The following is an 18,684-nucleotide window of genomic DNA, read 5'->3' on the forward strand; positions in this document are numbered from 1 at the left end:
GAGGTTCTCACATGGCAAAGGCCAAGCGCATGTACGGCTGCACAGAGTGCGGCGCGACCTTTCCCAAATGGGCGGGCCAGTGCTCCGAATGCGGCGCGTGGAACACCCTGACTGAAACCATGATCGAGAGTGGCGGTGCCGCGGCCCCCACCGGCCGTGCCGGCTGGACCGGGCAACAGGCGCAGATCAAGACCCTGGCCGAAGTCAGCGTCGAAGAGATCCCGCGCTTTTCCACCGCCTCCGGCGAATTGGACCGGGTATTGGGCGGTGGCCTGGTGGACGGCTCGGTGGTGCTGATCGGCGGCGACCCTGGCATCGGCAAGTCCACGATCCTGCTGCAAACCCTGTGCAGCATCGCCAGCCGCATGCCTGCGCTGTATGTCACCGGCGAAGAGTCCCAGCAGCAAGTGGCCATGCGTGCCCGGCGCCTGGGCTTGCCCCAGGACCAACTGCGGGTCATGACCGAAACCTGCATCGAAAGCATCATCGCCACGGCGCGCATCGAAAAGCCTAAAGTCATGGTCATTGACTCGATCCAGACGATTTTCACCGAACAACTGCAATCGGCACCCGGCGGCGTGTCCCAGGTGCGCGAAAGCGCGGCGCTATTGGTGCGTTACGCCAAGCAGAGCGGCACGGCGATCTTCCTGGTCGGCCACGTGACCAAAGAAGGCGCACTGGCCGGGCCACGGGTGTTGGAACACATGGTCGACACCGTGCTGTATTTCGAAGGGGAATCTGACGGTCGCCTGCGCCTGCTGCGGGCGGTGAAGAACCGTTTTGGCGCCGTCAACGAACTGGGTGTGTTCGCCATGACCGATCGGGGGCTGAAAGAAGTCTCGAACCCCTCGGCGATTTTTCTCACCCGCGCTCAGGAAGAAGTCCCAGGCAGTGTGGTGATGGCCACGTGGGAAGGCACCCGGCCGATGCTGGTGGAAGTCCAGGCGCTGGTGGATGACAGCCATTTGGCCAACCCACGGCGGGTCACATTGGGCCTGGACCAGAACCGCCTGGCGATGTTGCTGGCGGTGCTGCACCGACATGGCGGCATTCCGACCCACGATCAGGATGTGTTCCTTAACGTGGTGGGCGGGGTCAAGGTGCTGGAGACTGCGTCCGACCTGGCGCTGATGGCGGCGGTGATGTCCAGCCTGCGTAATCGGCCGTTGCCCCATGACTTGTTGGTGTTTGGCGAGGTGGGTCTGTCGGGCGAAGTGCGCCCGGTGCCGAGTGGGCAGGAGCGCTTGAAGGAAGCGGCCAAGCATGGCTTCAAACGGGCGATTGTGCCCAAGGGCAATGCGCCGAAGGAGGCGCCGCCGGGGTTGCAGATTATTGCTGTGACGCGGCTGGAGCAGGCGTTGGATGCCCTGTTCGAATAATCCGCAACACTGCTGAACCCCTGTGGGAGCTGGCTTGCCTGCGATGGCGGTGTATCAGGCAAGAATGGGTAAGCTGACCCGCCGCTATCGCAGGCAAGCCAGCTCCCACATTTTGATTGATGTGCGTTTTCAGATCTCCAGCAGGGCGCCCAGCTCGCGCTCCAGTTCTTGCTCATCACCCAGGTTCAACTCAACGAACCTACGCAAATGGCTGATCGAATCCAGATCAATGTGTTTGCACACTAAGCCCAATTGACCCTGCTCTTCATGGGTCAGCCGCGCTTGCATCTTTATATGCGTCTTCTGGTCCAGGCGTATGTCGACGTCAAAGGGCAGCGCTTTATTTCCCTTCCAGTTGTCAGGCCGTTCCACCAGCAATCCCTTGAGTGATAAATCCACCAGTTTTACCGGCCATTCGCTGCCGCTTTGCCGAAGTTCGGCCGTGGCATCAAAGGCGATCCGGCGAAAACGACGACGTTCGGACGCATGCTCGGTCATGGTAAAGCCCTCTGTGAATGGGAGGAGTGTAGCCCGGGGCCATCAAGGGGCGTTTATTTCGGCTTTTTTTAGCGGTTGAAGGCTCTAGACCAACGTAGGGGGCTGGTCTTTGAGGCCAGTAGCGCTAAACTCGGGCTGGCTGTCCTTTCTGTCCACCCTGGCTGGAATATAAAAATGAAAAATAATAATAGCCTGCTACGCCACTTACCCTGGCTGGTGCTGGCAATTGTAGGAGCGTGCGCCCTGGGCGTAGTGGCCTTGCGCCGCGGCGAGGCGATCAACGCCTTGTGGATTGTGGTCGCTGCTGTGGCCATCTATCTGGTTGCGTACCGTTACTACAGTCTGTTCATCGCCAACAACGTGATGCAACTCGATCCCCGGCGGGCAACCCCTGCGGTGGTTAACAACGATGGTCTGGACTATGTACCGACCAACAAACACATTCTTTTCGGTCACCACTTTGCGGCGATTGCCGGTGCAGGCCCGTTGGTCGGCCCGGTGCTGGCGGCGCAAATGGGCTATCTGCCCGGCACCCTCTGGCTGATTGCCGGGGTGGTGCTGGCCGGTGCGGTGCAAGACTTCATGGTCCTGTTCCTGTCCACTCGTCGCAACGGCCGTTCCTTGGGGGACATGGTTCGCGAAGAGATGGGCCGCATTCCGGGGACCATCGCGCTGTTCGGCTGCTTCCTGATCATGATCATCATCCTCGCGGTGCTGGCGCTGATCGTGGTCAAGGCCCTGGCCGAGAGCCCATGGGGCATCTTCACGGTGATGGCGACCATCCCGATCGCGATGTTCATGGGCATCTATATGCGCTACATCCGCCCGGGCCGCATCGGGGAAATCTCGATCATCGGCGTGCTGTTGCTGCTGGGTTCGATCTGGCTGGGCGGGCAGATTGCCGCTGATCCAGAGTGGGCCAAGGCGTTCACCTTCACCGGCATCCAGATCACCTGGATGCTGATCGGCTACGGCTTCGTGGCTGCTGTGCTGCCGGTGTGGCTCATCCTGGCGCCCCGCGACTACCTGTCGACGTTCCTGAAAATCGGCACCATCATCGCCCTGGCGATTGGCATCCTGGTCACCATGCCTGACCTGAAAATGCCGGCACTCACCCAGTTCATCGACGGCACCGGCCCGGTGTGGAAGGGCGGCCTGTTCCCGTTCCTGTTCATCACCATTGCCTGTGGCGCGGTCTCGGGCTTCCATGCGCTGATCTCCTCGGGCACCACGCCCAAGCTGCTGGCCAGTGAAAGCCACGCCCGTTACATCGGTTACGGCGGCATGCTGATGGAGTCGTTCGTGGCCATCATGGCGATGGTTGCCGCTTCGGTGATCGAGCCTGGCGTGTACTTCGCCATGAACAGCCCGGCTGCCATTGTCGGCACCGACGTGGTCACTGTGGCGCAAACCGTCAGCAGTTGGGGCTTTGCCATTACGCCTGAGGCGCTCTCTGCAGTGGCCCACGATATCGGCGAAACCACCATCCTGGCCCGTGCCGGCGGTGCGCCGACGTTGGCGGTGGGCATCGCGCAGATCCTGCACAGTGTGCTGCCAGGTGAAAACACCATGGCGTTCTGGTACCACTTTGCGATCCTGTTCGAAGCGCTGTTCATCCTTACGGCAGTGGATGCCGGTACCCGCGCCGGTCGTTTCATGCTGCAAGACCTGCTCGGTTCCTTCGTGCCTGCGCTCAAACGCACCGAGTCGTGGACTGCCAACCTGATTGCTACCGCAGGCTGCGTGGCGATGTGGGGTTACTTGCTGTACCAGGGCGTGATCGACCCGCTGGGTGGCATCAATACCTTGTGGCCGCTGTTCGGTATCTCCAACCAGATGCTGGCCGGTATCGCGCTGATGCTGGCGACCGTTGTGCTGATCAAAATGAAGCGTCAGCGCTACATTTGGGTGACCATGTTGCCGGCTGTCTGGCTGCTGATCTGCACCACCACCGCAGGCTTCATCAAGCTGTTCGACGCCAACCCGGCGATCGGCTTCCTGTCGCTGGCCAAGAAATATAGCGATGCCCTGGCTAACGGCCAGATCCTCGCCCCGGCCAAGAGCATCGACCAGATGCAACACGTGATCTGGAACGCCTACACCAACGCAACGCTGACGGCGCTGTTCCTGTTCGTGGTGTTCAGCATCCTGTTCTATGCGCTCAAAGTCGGCGTCGCCGCCTGGGGCAACAAAGAGCGTACGGATAAAGAAGCCCCGTTCCAGGCTGTACCGGACGCATAACGAGGATTGCAGACATGTTCAATGACATCAGTCGCCTCGGTAAATACCTCGGTCAGGCCGCCCGCCTGATGGTCGGCATGCCCGACTACGATACCTACGTCGAGCATATGCAAACCAAACACCCGGACAAGCCGGTGATGGACTACAAGGCGTTCTTCCGGGAACGCCAGGAAGCCCGTTACGGCGGCAAGGGTGGGCCCAAGTGCTGCTAAGTTGTTAAAACGGCTGTACCTGTAGGAGCGAGCTTGCTCGCGAAAAACCCAAGGACACCACGTGCATCCAGACAGCACGCGTTATCGTTGACGTTCTTCGCGAGCAAGCTCGCTCCTACAGTTGTTTTTGCGCCCTCATATTTCAGGAGAATCTCTTTGTCCTCTCCCATCCCCGTCACCATCCTCAGCGGCTTCCTCGGTGCCGGCAAGACCACCTTGCTGCGCCACCTGCTCAAAGCCGAGCACGGCTTGAAAATCGCTGTGATCGAAAACGAATTCAGTGACGCCGGTATCGACACCCAATTGCTGGGCGACGAGCCAGTGCAAGTGATGACCCTGTCCAACGGCTGCGTGTGCTGCACCATCCACACCGACCTCACCAAAGCCCTGTACCTGTTGCTGGAACGCCTGGACAGCGGCGAGATCGCCTTCGACAGGCTGGTGATCGAATGCACCGGCCTGGCCGACCCTGCGCCGGTGGCCCAGACCTTCTTCATCGACGAAGAGCTGCGCGAACGCTATATCCTCGACGGCATCATCACCCTGGTGGACGCGGCCCACGCCGAGCATCATCTGACCCAGACCATCGCCCAGGCCCAGATCGGCTTTGCCGACCGCCTGTTGGTGAGCAAACGCGACCTGGTAGACGACGCCAGCTTCGACGCCCTCAGCCAGCGCCTCACCCGCATCAACCGCCGTGCTCCAATTCGTGTGGTGGATCACGGCAAGATTGACCTGGCCGAATTGCTGGATGTGCGCGGCTTCAACCTCAATGCCGGCATGAGCCTGCGCCCGGTCAGTGCAGCGCCTTCGGTCGACCGTATTTCCAGCCTGGTGCTGCGCACCGACCAGCCGCTGGATATCGACCGTCTCAGCGAGTTCATGAACGAACTGCTGGAAGACCATGGCAAGCAACTGCTGCGTTACAAGGGCGTATTGAACATTGCCGGAGAAGACCGACGCATGGTGTTCCAGGGCGTGCTGAAGCTGTATGGCTTCGACTGGGATACCGAATGGGCCGAGGGCGAGGCGCGGGAGAGTGTGATCGTGTTTATTGCCGATGAGCTGCCCGAAGACAAGATCCGCCAAGGCTTTGAGCGGGTCTACCAATAAATCCGGCTTGAAATGCACTCCAATGTGGGAGCTGGCTTGCCTGCGATAGCGGCAGGTCAATCACTGATGGGCTGACTGCAAAACCACCATCGCAGGCAAGCCAGCTCCCACACTTGACCCTGTTTCAAATTGAAATCGGCATAAAAAAGCCCACTTGTAGGAGCGAGCTTGCTCGCGAAGAACTCACAGGCAACGCGTGCACCCAAGATGCACGCGTTATCGTTGACGTTTTTCGCGAGCAAGCTCGCTCCTACAGTGGGCTTCTCGGTATTACGCGCCGTATACCGGCAGCTTCTTGCAGATGGCCTTGACCTTCTCACGTACCGCGTCGATCACGGCTTCGTTGTTCAGGTCGGCCAGGATGTCGCAGATCCAGCCCGCCAGTTCCTTGCACTCGGCTTCCTTGAAGCCACGGGTGGTCACTGCCGGGGTGCCGAAGCGCAGGCCGGAGGTGACGAACGGCGAACGTGGGTCGTTCGGCACGGAGTTCTTGTTCACGGTGATGAAGGCTTTGCCCAGGGCAGCGTCAGCATCTTTACCGGAAATGTCCTGCTTGATCAGCGACAGCAGGAACAGGTGGTTTTCAGTACCGCCGGACACCACGTCAAAACCGCGCTCGATGAACACGCTGGCCATGGTCTTGGCGTTCTTGACCACTTGTTGCTGGTAGGTCTTGAACTCAGGCTGCAGTGCTTCCTTGAAGCAGATCGCCTTGGCCGCGATCACGTGCTCCAGCGGGCCGCCTTGGGCGCCCGGGAAAACGGCGGAGTTGAGCTTCTTCTCGATCTCGGCGTTGGCGCGTGCCAGGATCAGGCCGCCACGTGGACCGCGCAGGGTCTTGTGGGTAGTGGTGGTGACCACGTCAGCGTAAGGCACTGGGTTGGGGTAAACGCCCGCAGCCACCAGACCGGCCACGTGGGCCATGTCGACGAACAGGTAGGCACCGACCTTGTCGGCGATTTCACGGAAACGTGGGAAGTCCAGGATCTGCGAGTAGGCAGAGAAACCGGCCACGATCATTTTTGGCTTGTGCTCGACGGCCAGGCGCTCGACTTCATCGTAGTCGATCAGGCCGTTGGCATCGATACCGTACTGAACGGCGTTGTACAGCTTGCCGGAGGACGAAACCGTGGCGCCGTGGGTCAGGTGACCGCCATGGGCCAGGCTCATGCCCAGGATGGTGTCGCCGCCTTGCAGCAGGGCCAGGTACACGGCGCTGTTGGCTTGGGAACCGGCGTGTGGCTGGACGTTGGCGTAATCGGCGCCGAACAGCTCTTTGGCACGGTCGATGGCCAACTGCTCAACCACGTCGACGTACTCGCAACCACCGTAGTAGCGCTTGCCTGGGTAGCCTTCGGCGTACTTGTTGGTCAGAACCGAACCTTGAGCCTCCATCACCGCAGGGCTGGTGTAGTTTTCCGAAGCGATCAGCTCAATGTGCTCTTCCTGGCGCACGGCTTCTTGCTCCATGGCGGCGAAGAGATCGGCGTCGTACTTGGCAATAGTCAAATCACGGCTGAACATGGCGGTCCTCAAGGATCGGGGGCAGAAAAGGAGGGCATTCTAACTCAATGGGTTTTAGATGGCATATGAAAGGACATCATGTCGCGGACAAGTGGGGTTCATCTGGGGATGATCGTTCCCACGCTCTGCGTGGGAATGCATCCCGTGACGCTCTGCGTCACATTTAAAAGCGGACGCAGAGCGTCCAGAATTGCGTTCCCACGCGGAGCGTGGGAACGATCAGGGACTTCAGTCAAACATGAACAGCGCATCATTACTGAACTGCACCTCAAATCGATTCGCCGGCATCGGCCGCCCGAACAGGTAACCCTGCACCTCATCACAGCCATGTTCACGCAGGAAGTCCAATTGCTCATGGGTTTCCACGCCTTCGGCGATCACTGCCAGGTTCAGGCTGTGGGCCATGGCAATAATCGCCCGGGCGATCTGCGCGTCCTGCTCACCGGAGGGCAGGCCATCGACGAAGGTGCGGTCGATCTTGAGCACGTCGATGGGGAATTGCTTGAGGTAGTTGAGCGACGAATAGCCGGTGCCAAAGTCATCCACCGCGATGCTCAGGCCCAGGTTTTTCAGGCTGGCGAGGATCTGCAGGGCTTCGTTGACTTCACGCATCAGGATACTTTCGGTCAGTTCCAGCTCCAGGCACGCCGGCGGCAGGCCGGTGTCCTTGAGGATGGTGGCGATGCGCGTGCCCAACTGGCCGTCGGAGAACTGCCGCGCCGAGATGTTCACTGATACTTTCGGCACGCGCACTTTGTTCTGGTGCCAGGTCTTGAGCTGGCGGCAGGCTTCGCCGATCACCCAGTCGCCCACGTCCACCACCAGCCCGAGCTCTTCCAGCACCGGGATAAAGTCCCCCGGCGGTACCAGGCCACGGCGCGGGTGGCGCCAGCGCAGCAGGGCTTCGGCGCCGGTCAGGCGTTTGCCGTCGCCGCTGAATTGCGGCTGGTAATAGAGCACGAATTCGTTCTGGTCCAGGGCGTGGCGCAGGTCGCTTTCCAGTTCCAGGCGCTCCAAGGCGCTGGCGTTCATGTCGGCCTGGTAGAACTGGAAGTTGTTCTTGCCGCGCTCTTTAGCGTGATACATCGCCGTGTCGGCGTTTTTCATCAATTGGCTCAGCTCGTTGCCGTCTTGCGGGCTGAGGGCGATGCCGATACTGGCGGTCACGAAGAACTCGCGGCCTTCCAGCACAAAGGGTTTGACCAGGCTGGCGAGGATCTGCTCGGCCACATGAATGGCGCGGTTCAGCGCCATATCGCGGCTGACCCGTGGTTGCAGGAGCAAGGTGAATTCGTCGCCGCCCATGCGCGCCACGGTGTCGTCCTCGGCCACACAACCGAGTAGGCGCGTGGCCATTTCCTTGAGCATCCGGTCGCCGGCCGCGTGGCCGAGGGAGTCGTTGATCGGCTTGAAGCGGTCAAGGTCGAGGAACATCAGCACCACCCACGACTTCTGCCGTTCGGCGGACTGCAACGCGGTGTGCAGGCGGTCCTGGAACAGGGTGCGATTGGGCAGGTGGGTCAGGGCGTCATAGTAGGCCAGGCGGTGGATGCGCTGCTCGCTGGCCTTGCGCTCGCTGATATCGCTGAAGAAACACACGTAGCTGGCCAGGTCGCCTTCGTCGTCGAACACCGCGGTAATGCCGACCCAGGCCGGGTAATGCTCGCCATTGAGACGCTTGAGCCACACCTCGCCTTCCCAGGTGCTGTGCTGGTGCAATTGCTTGAGCACATAACGCAGATGGGCTTCCTGCTGCTCATCGACGGTGAGCATATTGGGCAACTGGTCGAGCACATCGCTCACCGCATAGCCGCTGACCCGGCTGAACGCCTCGTTGGCCTGCACGATATAACCGGCTGGGTCGGTGATCAGGATCGCCGAAGTGGAATGTTCGAACACCGTGGCTGCCATGCGCAGGTCTTTTTCGGCGCGGCGTTGCTGGCTGATATCGCGGCCCACGCCGAGGATGCCTTCAAACGCGCCATGTTCATCCCACACCAGTACCAGGCGCAGTTCGATCGGCACTTTGCGCCCGTCGGCGCGCAGGCAGTCGAACAGAAACAGTTGGGTCTGGACTTCATCGCGCAACGTGTTCAAGGCGTCGGGGTTGCCGAGGGCGCGGCTGACCTGTTCCATCAGGCTGTAAATGCCGGTCAACTGCTGAGGGTTGGCAACGATCGACTGCCAGCCGTTCTTGAACACCCAGTCCACGTCATAGCCCAGGACGGTGTTGACCGAGGGGCTGATGTAGTTGAGGGCCAGTTGGCTGTCGGTGGAGCAGATCACGTCGCTGATGCTTTCGGCCAGCATCCGGTAGCGCTGTTCACTGTCGCGTAGTGATTCACTGGCCTCGATCTGGTCGGTAATGTCCTTGGCCACGCCGATGATCCGGGTGACCACCGTAGAGGTATCGCGGGCCAGCGCCTGTTCGCGGATATCGAAGCGGCGCCACTGGTTATTGCGGTGGCGAAAGCGCAGTTGGCAGTGCAATTGGGTCGTATAGCCGACCTGGCGTTGCTGTTCGCGCGCGTCATGGTAGTGCTCGGCGTCTTCGGGGTGTAGCAGGATTTCCCAGAAGTACTCACCCATTTGCTGCAGTTCGGCTTTGTTGTAGCCCAGGGTGTGACCCAGGTGATGGTTGCTGAAAATCATGCGCTGGCTGATCACGTCCTGCACATACAGGTGATCGGGCACGGTGCGCACCACATCCGACCAGAAGCTTTCACGCTCCACCAGCGACAACTCGATCAGCTTGCGGCTGGTGATGTCGCTGATGCTGAGAATCACGGCCTTGACGTCGTCCTGCTGCTCCGGCAAACGCATCACCAGCCACAGGTACTGTTCGTTGCCGGCCACGTCGTTGAGCTGGATTTCCAGCTCCAGCTGTTTTTGCCGGGTCAGTACGGCCTCCAGCACCTGATAGCCGATGGACGTGGCATTGCTCGGGCAATCATCGATCAGGCGCTCCCACGCCTGCTCGCAAGACGCGACGTTGAGCAGGCGCACGGCCATCTGGTTGACCTCGGTGACGCGCAACTCCTTGAGCAGTTGCTTGCGCTCGGCGGGGTTGGCCTGCAACCAGGCGAGCAACTGCTCGCGGCTTTGCACCTGGGTCTTGTTGCAAAACGCCTTGAGCCCCGACAGGTCCAACACGCACAACGCGACGCCGGTGCCTTCGAAGATGTCCTGGTAGCGTCGCCGGCCTTCATTCACCTGGCGTTGGCGGCGGCGCATGTTGAGCAGCACGATCACCGGGATCAGCGAAAACGCCAGGCCGAGCAGGCACTTGCCGATAAAGGCCGGCAGCAGTTGTTCCAGCACCGCACTGCGGTCAAACATGCCGCGCAGTTGCCAATCGCTTTTGCTCAAGGGCGTGACCAGCACGCTGCGGTTCAATTCTTCCGGCGTCAGGGCGCCGGACCACTGCGCCGGCATGCCGCTGTCACGGCTGACCACACGATGGTTCAGGCTGTTCTCGATCGCCCACATCGGGCGTTGACCCTGGACATCCTGGCGCGTGAGGTTGGCCAGATAATTGGGCGCCAGGCGCAAGGCCCAGTACACCTTGGAGCCACCGCTGGGTTGGTGCAGCAACAGATAGATGACCGTGCCGTCATTGTCGTTGCTCAGGTAGTAGGACTGGGCGTGACTGCGCTTGACCAGGTCTTCGAGCAGGGCACTGTCTTGGCTGCCTTCGGCAGTGTCGCTGATCAGTGCGCCGCTGGGGGCGAGCAGGGCGAAGCTGCGCAGGTCCGGCAGCGAGCGCTGCAACGTGCGCATCAGGGCCTGCTGCTGTTCGGGGTTGCGCGGCGGCTCGACAATCGGCAACAGGTTCAGGGCGATCTGCGCGCTCAGGGCCATGCTCTGGCTGATCTGCTCGGCCAGGTCGGCACTGTAGTCGATGGTGTATTGCTGTTGGTTTTTCTGGTTTTGCTGCAATTGGTCCAGCAGTTGCCAGAACAACAAGGCGAGCAACAGCAGGACAAGCGTCGCCAACGCGCCTTTCAAGGTGCCGTGCAGGGGCGCTCCCGGCGCAATATGAGCGGCGCGCAAGGGCGTGGGCGGCGTGACGTTGGACAAACTGTGATCCTGCGGTTTGGCTGGACTGGCGCGCGACGTGCACTATAAGCCGGACGCCCGAAGGGCGGCTAGCATGCCTTGAGTTGTGGCAAAGTGCCAGTCCTGCCTGGCTGGACTGCCCCAGCGCATTCAGGTAGCTTTGCCGGTTACGCGGGGGCGTTCCAGCCCCAGACATTCAGGCTTTTTTTGCTCGCTGGCATTGATGATAGTCAAAGGCCCGCGCGGCGCATGGCCTGGCACGGGCTTCGTCCGCTTAATTCATCAGTCACTGACGCTAGGTTCACCATGGCTCAATACGTCTTCACCATGCATCGGCTGGGAAAAGTTGTTCCGCCGAAGCGGGAAATCCTGAAAAACATTTCGCTGTCCTTCTTCCCAGGCGCCAAGATCGGCGTGCTCGGCCTCAACGGTTCGGGTAAGTCCACCCTGCTGAAAATCATGGCGGGCGTCGACACCGAGTTCGAAGGCGAAGCCCGTCCGATGCCGGACCTGAACATCGGCTACCTGCCGCAAGAGCCGATCCTGGACCCGACCAAGACCGTGCGTGAAGTGGTCGAAGAAGCCGTCAGCGTGATCAAGGACGCCCAGGCCCGCCTCGATGAGGTGTACGCCGCCTACGCTGAACCGGATGCCGACTTCGACAAGCTGGCTGCCGAACAGGCCAAGCTCGAAGCGATCCTGCAGGCGGGCGATGGCCACAACCTGGAGCGCCAACTGGAAGTCGCCGCCGATGCGCTGCGCCTGCCAGCCTGGGACGCCAAGGTTGAACACCTGTCCGGTGGTGAGAAGCGTCGTGTGGCCCTGTGCCGCCTGCTGCTGTCGGCCCCTGACATGCTGCTGCTCGACGAACCGACCAACCACCTGGACGCCGATTCCGTCGCCTGGCTGGAGCATTTCCTCCACGATTTCCCGGGCACCGTGGTTGCGATCACGCACGACCGTTACTTCCTGGACAACGTCGCCGGCTGGATCCTGGAGCTCGACCGCGGCGCCGGTATCCCTTACGAGGGCAACTACTCCGGTTGGCTGGAAGCCAAGTCCGACCGTCTGGCCGCCGAATCCAAGCAGCAATCGGCCCACGAAAAAGCCATGAAGGAAGAACTGGAATGGGTGCGCAAAGGCGCCAAGGCCCGCCAGTCCAAATCCAAGGCGCGTCTGCAACGCTTCGAAGAAATGCAGTCGCAGGAATTCCAGAAGCGCAGCGAAACCAACGAGATCTACATCCCGGCCGGTCCGCGCCTGGGTGACAAGGTCATCGAGTTCAAGAACGTGACCAAAGGCTATGGCGACCGCGTGCTGATCGACAACCTGTCGTTCGCCATGCCAAAAGGCGCGATCGTCGGCGTTATCGGCGGTAACGGTGCGGGTAAATCCACACTGTTCCGCATGCTGATGGGCAAGGAAACGCCGGACTCCGGCAGCATCGAGATCGGTGACACCGTGCAACTGGCCTGTGTGGACCAGAGCCGCGACGACCTCGACGGCAGCAAGACTGTGTTCCAGCAGATCTCCGACGGTTCCGACCAGATCCGCATCGGCAACTATGAAATCCCGTCGCGCACCTACGTCGGCCGTTTCAACTTCAAGGGCGGCGACCAGCAGAAGTTCGTCAAGGACCTGTCCGGTGGTGAGCGCGGTCGCTTGCACCTGGCCCTGACCCTGAAAGAGGGCGGCAACGTCCTGCTGCTCGACGAACCGTCCAACGACCTCGACGTTGAAACCCTGCGTTCCCTGGAAGAAGCCCTGCTGGACTTCCCGGGCGCCGCCATTGTGATCTCTCACGATCGGTGGTTCCTTGACCGCGTCGCGACCCACATCCTGGCGTACGAAGATGACTCCCAGGCGGTGTTCTTCGAAGGCAACTACACCGAGTACGAAGCCGACCGCAAGAAGCGCTTGGGTGAGGCCGCTGCCCAGCCGCACCGCGTACGCCACAAAAAACTGGCCTGATGCTGCAATAGCCGCAACAGCCTGTTGAAAAAATACCCCTCACGCAGGGGTATTTTTTTGCCCGCGTTATGCCGGGAGCGTCGTGGGCGCCAGCGCTGGGCGGCTGCGCAGCAATTCTTCGACCACCCCCATGAACGCCTCGACCAACAATGAGCGTGACGGTGAGCGCGTGAGTATCAGCAGGTGTACCCAGGCTTCGGGGTCTGCCAAGGGGCGGTAGACCACGCCTTTCCTGGCCAGGGTTCGGGTGCACTGTGGCACGAGCGAGACACCTTGGCCTGCCGCCACCAGGGCGATGATCGAGGTGATCTGGCGCCCCGCAGGGCCCGGGCGCAGCGCCAGGCCACGGCGTTGATACAGGTGCTCGATGGAGCCGTTGAGGCCCGAACCGTAATCGCTGGGGAACAGTATCAACGGGTACTCACTGAGCTGGGCGAGGGTGACTTCGCTCTGCTCCGCCAGCGGGTTGTCGCTGCAAAGAGCCGCCACCAGCGGTTCTTGCCCCAACGACAAAGCCTCGACGCCGGTTTGCCCAGCCTCCGGCAGCAGGCGGCTCATGCCGACGTCGATGCGCCCGTCCAGCACGTGCGTGTGCAGGCTGCCGGAAGCGCTCTCCACCAGGGTCAGTTGCACATCGGGAAAACGCTGGGCGAAGGCTTGCAGGGTTTGGCTGAAGAGTTCCGACAACGCGATCGAGCTGGCATAGCCTACGACCAGTTGGCCGGTCGAGCCGGCAGCCAGTTTGGCGGCGATGTCTTGTGCAAGCCTGGCGTGTTCCAGCGCTGCGCGGGCATACGGCAAAAAGTGCTGGCCTTGGGCGGTCAGTGTGACCGTGCGACTGGTGCGGTCGAACAGGCGAAAGCCAAGCTCGGTTTCCAGGGCGGAAATCTGCCGCGTCAGGGGCGGCTGGGCAAGGTGCAGGCGCTGGGCTGCGCGGCCGAAGTGCAGCTCTTCGGCGACCGTCAGGAAGTAACGTAACTTGCGTAGATCAAGCATTCTGTTTCCTGGGTATTGATCGGTCCGAATTCGGTATTGGTGTTCGCTGCGCTGGGTATTCTATAAACATCCTCGACTATAAGACGAGAGGCCACATGAACCCGCGCATGCATCACGCCCGCTTCGCCGTGTTCCTGTGTGGCTGTGCGGCGTTTCTGAATCTCTATGCGACACAGAGCATCCTGCCTGCGTTTGCCGAAAGCTTCCAGGTGAGTGCCCGGCAGGCAGGGTGGAGCATTACGGTGACCACGCTGGCGGTGGCGGTGACCGCGCCGTTTGTCGGGCGCCTGACCGGCCGTTTCGAGCAGCGCACGGTGATTGCCGTGGCCGCGTTGCTGCTGGCGCTGCCGACGCTGCTGACGGCCTATGTGGACAGTTTTGCCGAGCTACTGGTGTGGCGTTTTGTCGAAGGGATGTTGATTCCCGTGGTGTTCGCCACCAGCGTGGCTTATATCGGTGATCGCTGGCGTGCGGCCACGGTCACCGAGATCACCAGTTTGTACGTCGCGGGGACGGTGCTCGGTGGGTTTGCCGGGCGCTTTGTCTCGGGTGTCATGACCCAATATGTGGGCTGGCGCGAAGCCTTCGAACTGTTGGCGGTGATCAGCCTGCTGGTCGGCCTGCTGATTGTGTGGCTGTTGCCGGCCAATCCGGTGGCGCGGCCCGGCGTTGCGGCCGTGGGCATGCACGGGGTGCGCCGGCTTCTGCGCAAACCCTTGCTGGCGGCCTATGGCGTCGGTTTCTGCGTGCTGTTCTCCCAAGTCGCAACCTTTACCTATGCCGGGCTGTATCTCAGCCAGGCCCCGTTCAACCTGGGCGCCGCCGCCTTGGGCACTTTGTATGCGGTGTTCCTGCTGGCGCTGGTGGTCATTCCTGTTGCGGGGCGCTTGAGCAAATCGCGACCACAATCGCAGTTACTGACCGGCGCTGTTGCGCTCGGCATCTGTGGCTCGGCGCTGACATTGTTGCCGTCCCTGTGGCTGATCGTGTTGGGGTTGGCCCTGAGTTCGACCGGCGTATTCCTGGCACAGGCATCCGCCAATGCGTATATCGCCACCACGGCAGGCCCGGACAAGTCCGGCGCCGTGGGGCTGTACCTGACTGGTTATTACCTGGGCGGCAGCGCCGGCGCCGTGGCCCCGGCCATGCTCTGGAATCAATGGGGCTGGCCGGGCTGCGTCGCGTTGGTCGCAGGTTTTCAGCTGTTGTCGCTGGCGATTGCCCTGCTGGGCTGGAAACCGGTAAAGCCCCAGGCCCTGATCGCCGGACAGCGCGGCAAACCAGCCTGATTTTTCATCCAATAAAGGACTATGAGAGGTGAACATGACTAACACCGTGATCAAGCGCAGCCAGTTGTTGAAGCTCATCGAACCGGTATTGAACGACATGCCGGCCGGCGCCTTGCGCCACGCTCTGTTCGAAGCCTTCTGGGCTCAGGAAGACGCGCTGGTGGATATCGAAGACGCTTTTGCGCGACTTACCTCGCGTCGGCATTCGCCGGCGGTACTGCGCAAGTTCTTCGCCAGTTGGTCCAAGACCAATAATTCGGCGGCCAGTGTGTCCGGCCTGGCCAACCGCATTACCCTGCTGGCGCGCTCCGATGAAGGCTCCGCCGCCGCCGCGCAGTTGTACCGCGCCTGCGGCAGCCTGCAACGCATCACCGATGAAGATCTGGGCGCGTTGGGCAACACCTTGCACGCAGACCTGTTCTACACCATGGCCACCGCGCTGTGCGGCGATGACCAGTGGATATTGAAGGACAATTGCCTGCCCTCGGCACAGGCGTTCAAGGACTGGACCGACACCCGCCGCCTGCGTGATCGCGACCTGCTGCAGGGGTTACTGACCACGTTGATCCACGAGGTGTACACCCATGGCGAAGTGGAATTCATCCACCCGTTGTACTCGCAGTGGTTCGTGCGGGACATGGGCGTGCCGCCGGAGAAATCCCGGGCGACGGTGGCCTGGGTCACGGTGCACACCGGCGGTACCGAGAGCAACCATTTCGCCCATGCGGTGGCGGCGGTGAATGAGTTCACCACTGCCATGCAGATTGAAGTGGACCCCGCCACGGCGCGCGACATTTTTGCTCAATACCTGCAGCGTAAAGCCAGTGTGATGAGCGACTGTGCGCAGTTGCTGGGTTAACCCGGCCTTTTTGCCTGAGAGCCTCTGACCCAGATGAACACCCTGAAGCAGACCGCAACGCCATCGTTGTCGCCGCCTGACCCGGTCAGCGTGCGTCGCCGCGCTCTGGTGGCAGGCTGCGGCGCGCATGCCGTGCACGATGGGCTGACCGATGTGATTTATGTGCTGTTGCCGATCTGGCAAGCGCAGTTCGGCCTCAGCTACGCCCAGATCGGCCTGTTGCGTGGTGCTTACGCGGGCATGATGGCCGGTTTTCAGTTACTGGCCAGCCGTGCTGCCGCACGCTGGGGGCGTGAACGCTTGCTGGTAGGTGGCACTGCGTTGGCGGGCCTGGCCTACCTGCTGGCCGGCCAGGCTGGCGGGCTGGGCGTGTTGCTGTTGGCGCTGCTGCTGGGCGGGCTCGGCGCGAGTACGCAGCACCCGCTGGCCTCGTCGTTGATCACCGATACGCACGAGGCCGGAGGGGGCGTCAAACAAGCGCTGTCGCAGTACAACTTCAGCGGCGATATCGGCAAGACCCTGATCCCGGGGTTGATCGGGCTGTTGCTGGCGGTCATCAGTTGGCGCGCCAGTGTCACCCTGCTGGGTGTACTCGGGCTGCTGGCGGCAGGCCTGTTGTGGTGGCTGATCCCGGCACGCGCCGAGGCTTCGGCGGCGCCGGTGAAAGCCGCCCGTACGAGCGCCGGCGCCGGCTCTGCGAGCGGCCTGCGTGCGCTGATCGTGACCGGCACGCTGGACAGCGCCGTGCGCATGGGGTTTCTCACGTTCCTGCCGTTCTTGCTCAAGGCCAAGGGCGCCGGGCCTGCGGGCATCGGCCTGGCGCTGACGATGCTGTTCGTGGGCGGCGCCTTCGGCAAATTGCTGTGCGGTTACCTCGGTGCGCGCATCGGCATGATGAAAACGGTGTGGGCCACGGAGTTCACCACGGTCGTGCTGATCGTCATGGCGGTGTACTTGCCCTACGCCGGCTTGATGGTGATGTTGCCGCTGCTGGGGCTGGCGCTGAACGGCACGTCGTCGGTGCTGTACGGCGCAGTCCCGGACTTGGCAGGGCCGGGCAGGCGCGACCAGGCGTTCGCCGTGTTCTACACCGGCACCATCGGTGGCGGCGCCTTGGCGCCGGTGCTGTTCGGCAGCCTTGGGGATGCCACCGGTGTGCCCATGGCCGTCCTGTTGCTGGCCGCCACCCTGTTGCTGACCTTGCCGCTGTCCTGGCGGGTTCAGCAAGGGTTGGAGGCCCAAGCCCGGTAGGGCGAACGAATTTTTCAGCGTGTTCTGGCAGGTATAACAATGAATAACAGTGAACCCTCTGCCGTGTCATTGCCGTTGTCCCAGCGTGCGCAACGTCTCAGCGCACCCGGCACGTCCAGCATGCGCAGTAAAGCCAATGCCTTGAAAGAAGCCGGCGTCAACGTGGTCAACTTTGCCGCTGGCGAATTGTCCTTCGATGCCTGCCCGGTGATGAAAGCCGCCGCGACCGATGCGCTCGCCACTGCCCGCAACCGCTATACGCCGCCCATTGGCCTGCCCCAGCTTCGCCACGCGCTGGCGCAGCAGGTCACTCAGCGCTGCGGGGTGAATTACGCCGCCGATGAAATAGCGGTGACCGCGGGTGCCAAGCAGGCGCTGTATAACGCCGCGATGGTGCTGCTCAATCCGGGGGATGAAGTCATTGTCGCGGTGCCGTACTGGGAAACCTTCCCCACCCAGATCCAACTGGCCGGTGGTGTTCCCGTCTATGTCGACACGGCTGCGGATGACTATCGCCTCACCTGCGCAGCGGTCCAGAAGGCCCTGACCCCGCGTACCCGGATGATTGTGATCAACACCCCGAACAATCCGACGGGCACGGTTTATCAGCGCGAAGAACTGCTGGGTATTGCCCGGCTCGCCTTCGCACACAGGCTTTGGGTGGTGTTCGACGAGTGTTACCGCAAACTGGTGCGCACGCCCCATGAACATCACAACATCGTGTCGCTGTTTGCGCCGCTCAAACATCAGACGGTACTGGTCGATTCGTTTTCCAAGAGCCACGCGGTCACCGGCTGGCGGGTAGGGTATGCGTGTGCGCCCGCCCCAGTCATCGCCGCCATGCACAACCTGCAAGGGCATACGACGTCCAACCCCAGCAGCCTGTCCCAATATGCCGCGCTCGGCAGCCTGATGGCGGACGCGCCGCACTTTACCCGCCAGGTCAATGCCTTCCTCGACCAGCAATTGCTCGCGGCCTGCACTTGCCTGGGGCATGTCGACGGCATTCGGTGCGCCCCGCCGGAAGGGGCGTTCTATCTGTTTATCGATGTGTCCCGCAAGTTGGGGGGGCGCTACCTGGGCACCGTTATTCGTGACGTCGACCACTTGGCCGATCTGTTATTGACCGAGGCCCATATCGCGGTAGTGCCAGGCTCTGGCTGTGGTGACGGCAACAGCATCCGTATCTCCTACGCCGTTGAGCGTGAAGCGCTGATTGAGGGCCTCACACGCTTCGCTCGTTTCATGTCAGAAATCGTTGCGCATTAACCCCACCTTAAAAGGATATGAGC

General features: G+C 61.6%; 13 protein-coding genes. 9 read left to right on the plus strand and 4 right to left on the minus strand.

Annotated features, from left to right (window positions below; all coding sequences use genetic code 11):
- The first annotated feature begins 11 nt into the window (after positions 1-11).
- Positions 12-1,379 (plus strand): DNA repair protein RadA, encoded by a 1,368-nt coding sequence (gene radA / locus HU730_RS25505; RefSeq protein ID WP_003194313.1) that lies wholly within the window; start codon positions 12-14, stop codon positions 1,377-1,379.
- A 129-nt stretch (positions 1,380-1,508) separates the two neighbouring features.
- On the opposite strand, the gene HU730_RS25510 is transcribed toward radA, so the two are convergent.
- Positions 1,509-1,877, minus strand: a complete 369-nt coding sequence (locus tag HU730_RS25510) for a PilZ domain-containing protein (protein ID WP_054896155.1) — start codon at positions 1,875-1,877, stop codon at positions 1,509-1,511.
- Positions 1,878-2,051: 174 nt separating this feature from the next.
- On the opposite strand from HU730_RS25510, the gene HU730_RS25515 reads away from it, so the two are divergent.
- The 3 genes from HU730_RS25515 (at position 2,052) to yjiA (ending at position 5,443) form a co-directional block, all read left to right on the plus strand.
- Positions 2,052-4,118, plus strand: coding sequence for a carbon starvation CstA family protein (locus HU730_RS25515; RefSeq protein ID WP_054896154.1), 2,067 nt, complete (start codon positions 2,052-2,054; stop codon positions 4,116-4,118).
- 14 nt (positions 4,119-4,132) lie between these two features.
- The gene (locus HU730_RS25520) at positions 4,133-4,330 is read left to right on the plus strand and encodes a YbdD/YjiX family protein (RefSeq protein WP_003194308.1); all 198 of its coding nucleotides are present in this window, start codon (positions 4,133-4,135) and stop codon (positions 4,328-4,330) included.
- A 156-nt stretch (positions 4,331-4,486) separates the two neighbouring features.
- Entirely contained in the window at positions 4,487-5,443 is a 957-nt protein-coding gene (gene yjiA, locus HU730_RS25525) for a GTPase (RefSeq protein WP_014720013.1), read from the plus strand.
- Positions 5,444-5,713: 270 nt separating this feature from the next.
- Here the strand turns inward: yjiA and glyA are convergent, their stop codons facing one another.
- Together glyA and HU730_RS25535 are read right to left on the minus strand one after the other, a co-directional pair.
- Positions 5,714-6,967 carry a serine hydroxymethyltransferase gene (gene glyA, locus HU730_RS25530; protein ID WP_003194304.1) on the minus strand — a complete coding sequence of 418 codons (1,254 nt, stop codon included), beginning with the start codon at positions 6,965-6,967 and terminating at the stop codon, positions 5,714-5,716.
- A gap of 228 nt (positions 6,968-7,195) precedes the next feature.
- A complete protein-coding gene (locus HU730_RS25535; RefSeq protein WP_186527590.1) occupies positions 7,196-11,047 on the minus strand; it encodes a bifunctional diguanylate cyclase/phosphodiesterase in 3,852 nt (1,283 codons plus the stop codon).
- Between the two features lie 285 nt (positions 11,048-11,332).
- Here HU730_RS25535 and ettA point away from each other — a divergent pair, with 285 nt between their 5' ends.
- Positions 11,333-12,997 carry an energy-dependent translational throttle protein EttA gene (gene ettA / locus HU730_RS25540; protein WP_014720011.1) on the plus strand — a complete coding sequence of 555 codons (1,665 nt, stop codon included), beginning with the start codon at positions 11,333-11,335 and terminating at the stop codon, positions 12,995-12,997.
- Positions 12,998-13,063: 66 nt separating this feature from the next.
- Here ettA and HU730_RS25545 read toward each other — a convergent pair whose 3' ends face one another.
- Positions 13,064-13,993: a LysR family transcriptional regulator gene (locus tag HU730_RS25545; protein WP_034126955.1), complete on the minus strand. Its 930-nt coding sequence runs from the start codon at positions 13,991-13,993 to the stop codon at positions 13,064-13,066.
- 95 nt (positions 13,994-14,088) lie between these two features.
- On the opposite strand from HU730_RS25545, the gene HU730_RS25550 reads away from it, so the two are divergent.
- Genes HU730_RS25550 through HU730_RS25565 form a run of 4 tightly spaced genes read left to right on the plus strand, consistent with a single transcriptional unit; the run spans position 14,089 to position 18,661 of the window.
- Positions 14,089-15,282, plus strand: a complete 1,194-nt coding sequence (locus HU730_RS25550) for an MFS transporter (RefSeq protein ID WP_019818017.1) — start codon at positions 14,089-14,091, stop codon at positions 15,280-15,282.
- Between the two features lie 34 nt (positions 15,283-15,316).
- Entirely contained in the window at positions 15,317-16,141 is an 825-nt protein-coding gene (locus HU730_RS25555; protein ID WP_019818016.1) for a hypothetical protein, read from the plus strand.
- A 33-nt stretch (positions 16,142-16,174) separates the two neighbouring features.
- Complete coding sequence (locus HU730_RS25560) at positions 16,175-17,392, plus strand: MFS transporter (protein ID WP_186527591.1); 1,218 nt, start codon at positions 16,175-16,177, stop codon at positions 17,390-17,392.
- A 39-nt stretch (positions 17,393-17,431) separates the two neighbouring features.
- Entirely contained in the window at positions 17,432-18,661 is a 1,230-nt protein-coding gene (locus HU730_RS25565; protein ID WP_186527592.1) for a pyridoxal phosphate-dependent aminotransferase, read from the plus strand.
- The last annotated feature ends 23 nt before the right edge of the window (positions 18,662-18,684 follow it).

Origin of the sequence: Pseudomonas sp. SWRI22 (genome assembly GCF_014268395.2) — a bacterium.
In the GTDB taxonomy this organism is placed as follows: Bacteria; Pseudomonadota; Gammaproteobacteria; order Pseudomonadales; family Pseudomonadaceae; genus Aquipseudomonas; species Aquipseudomonas paracarnis.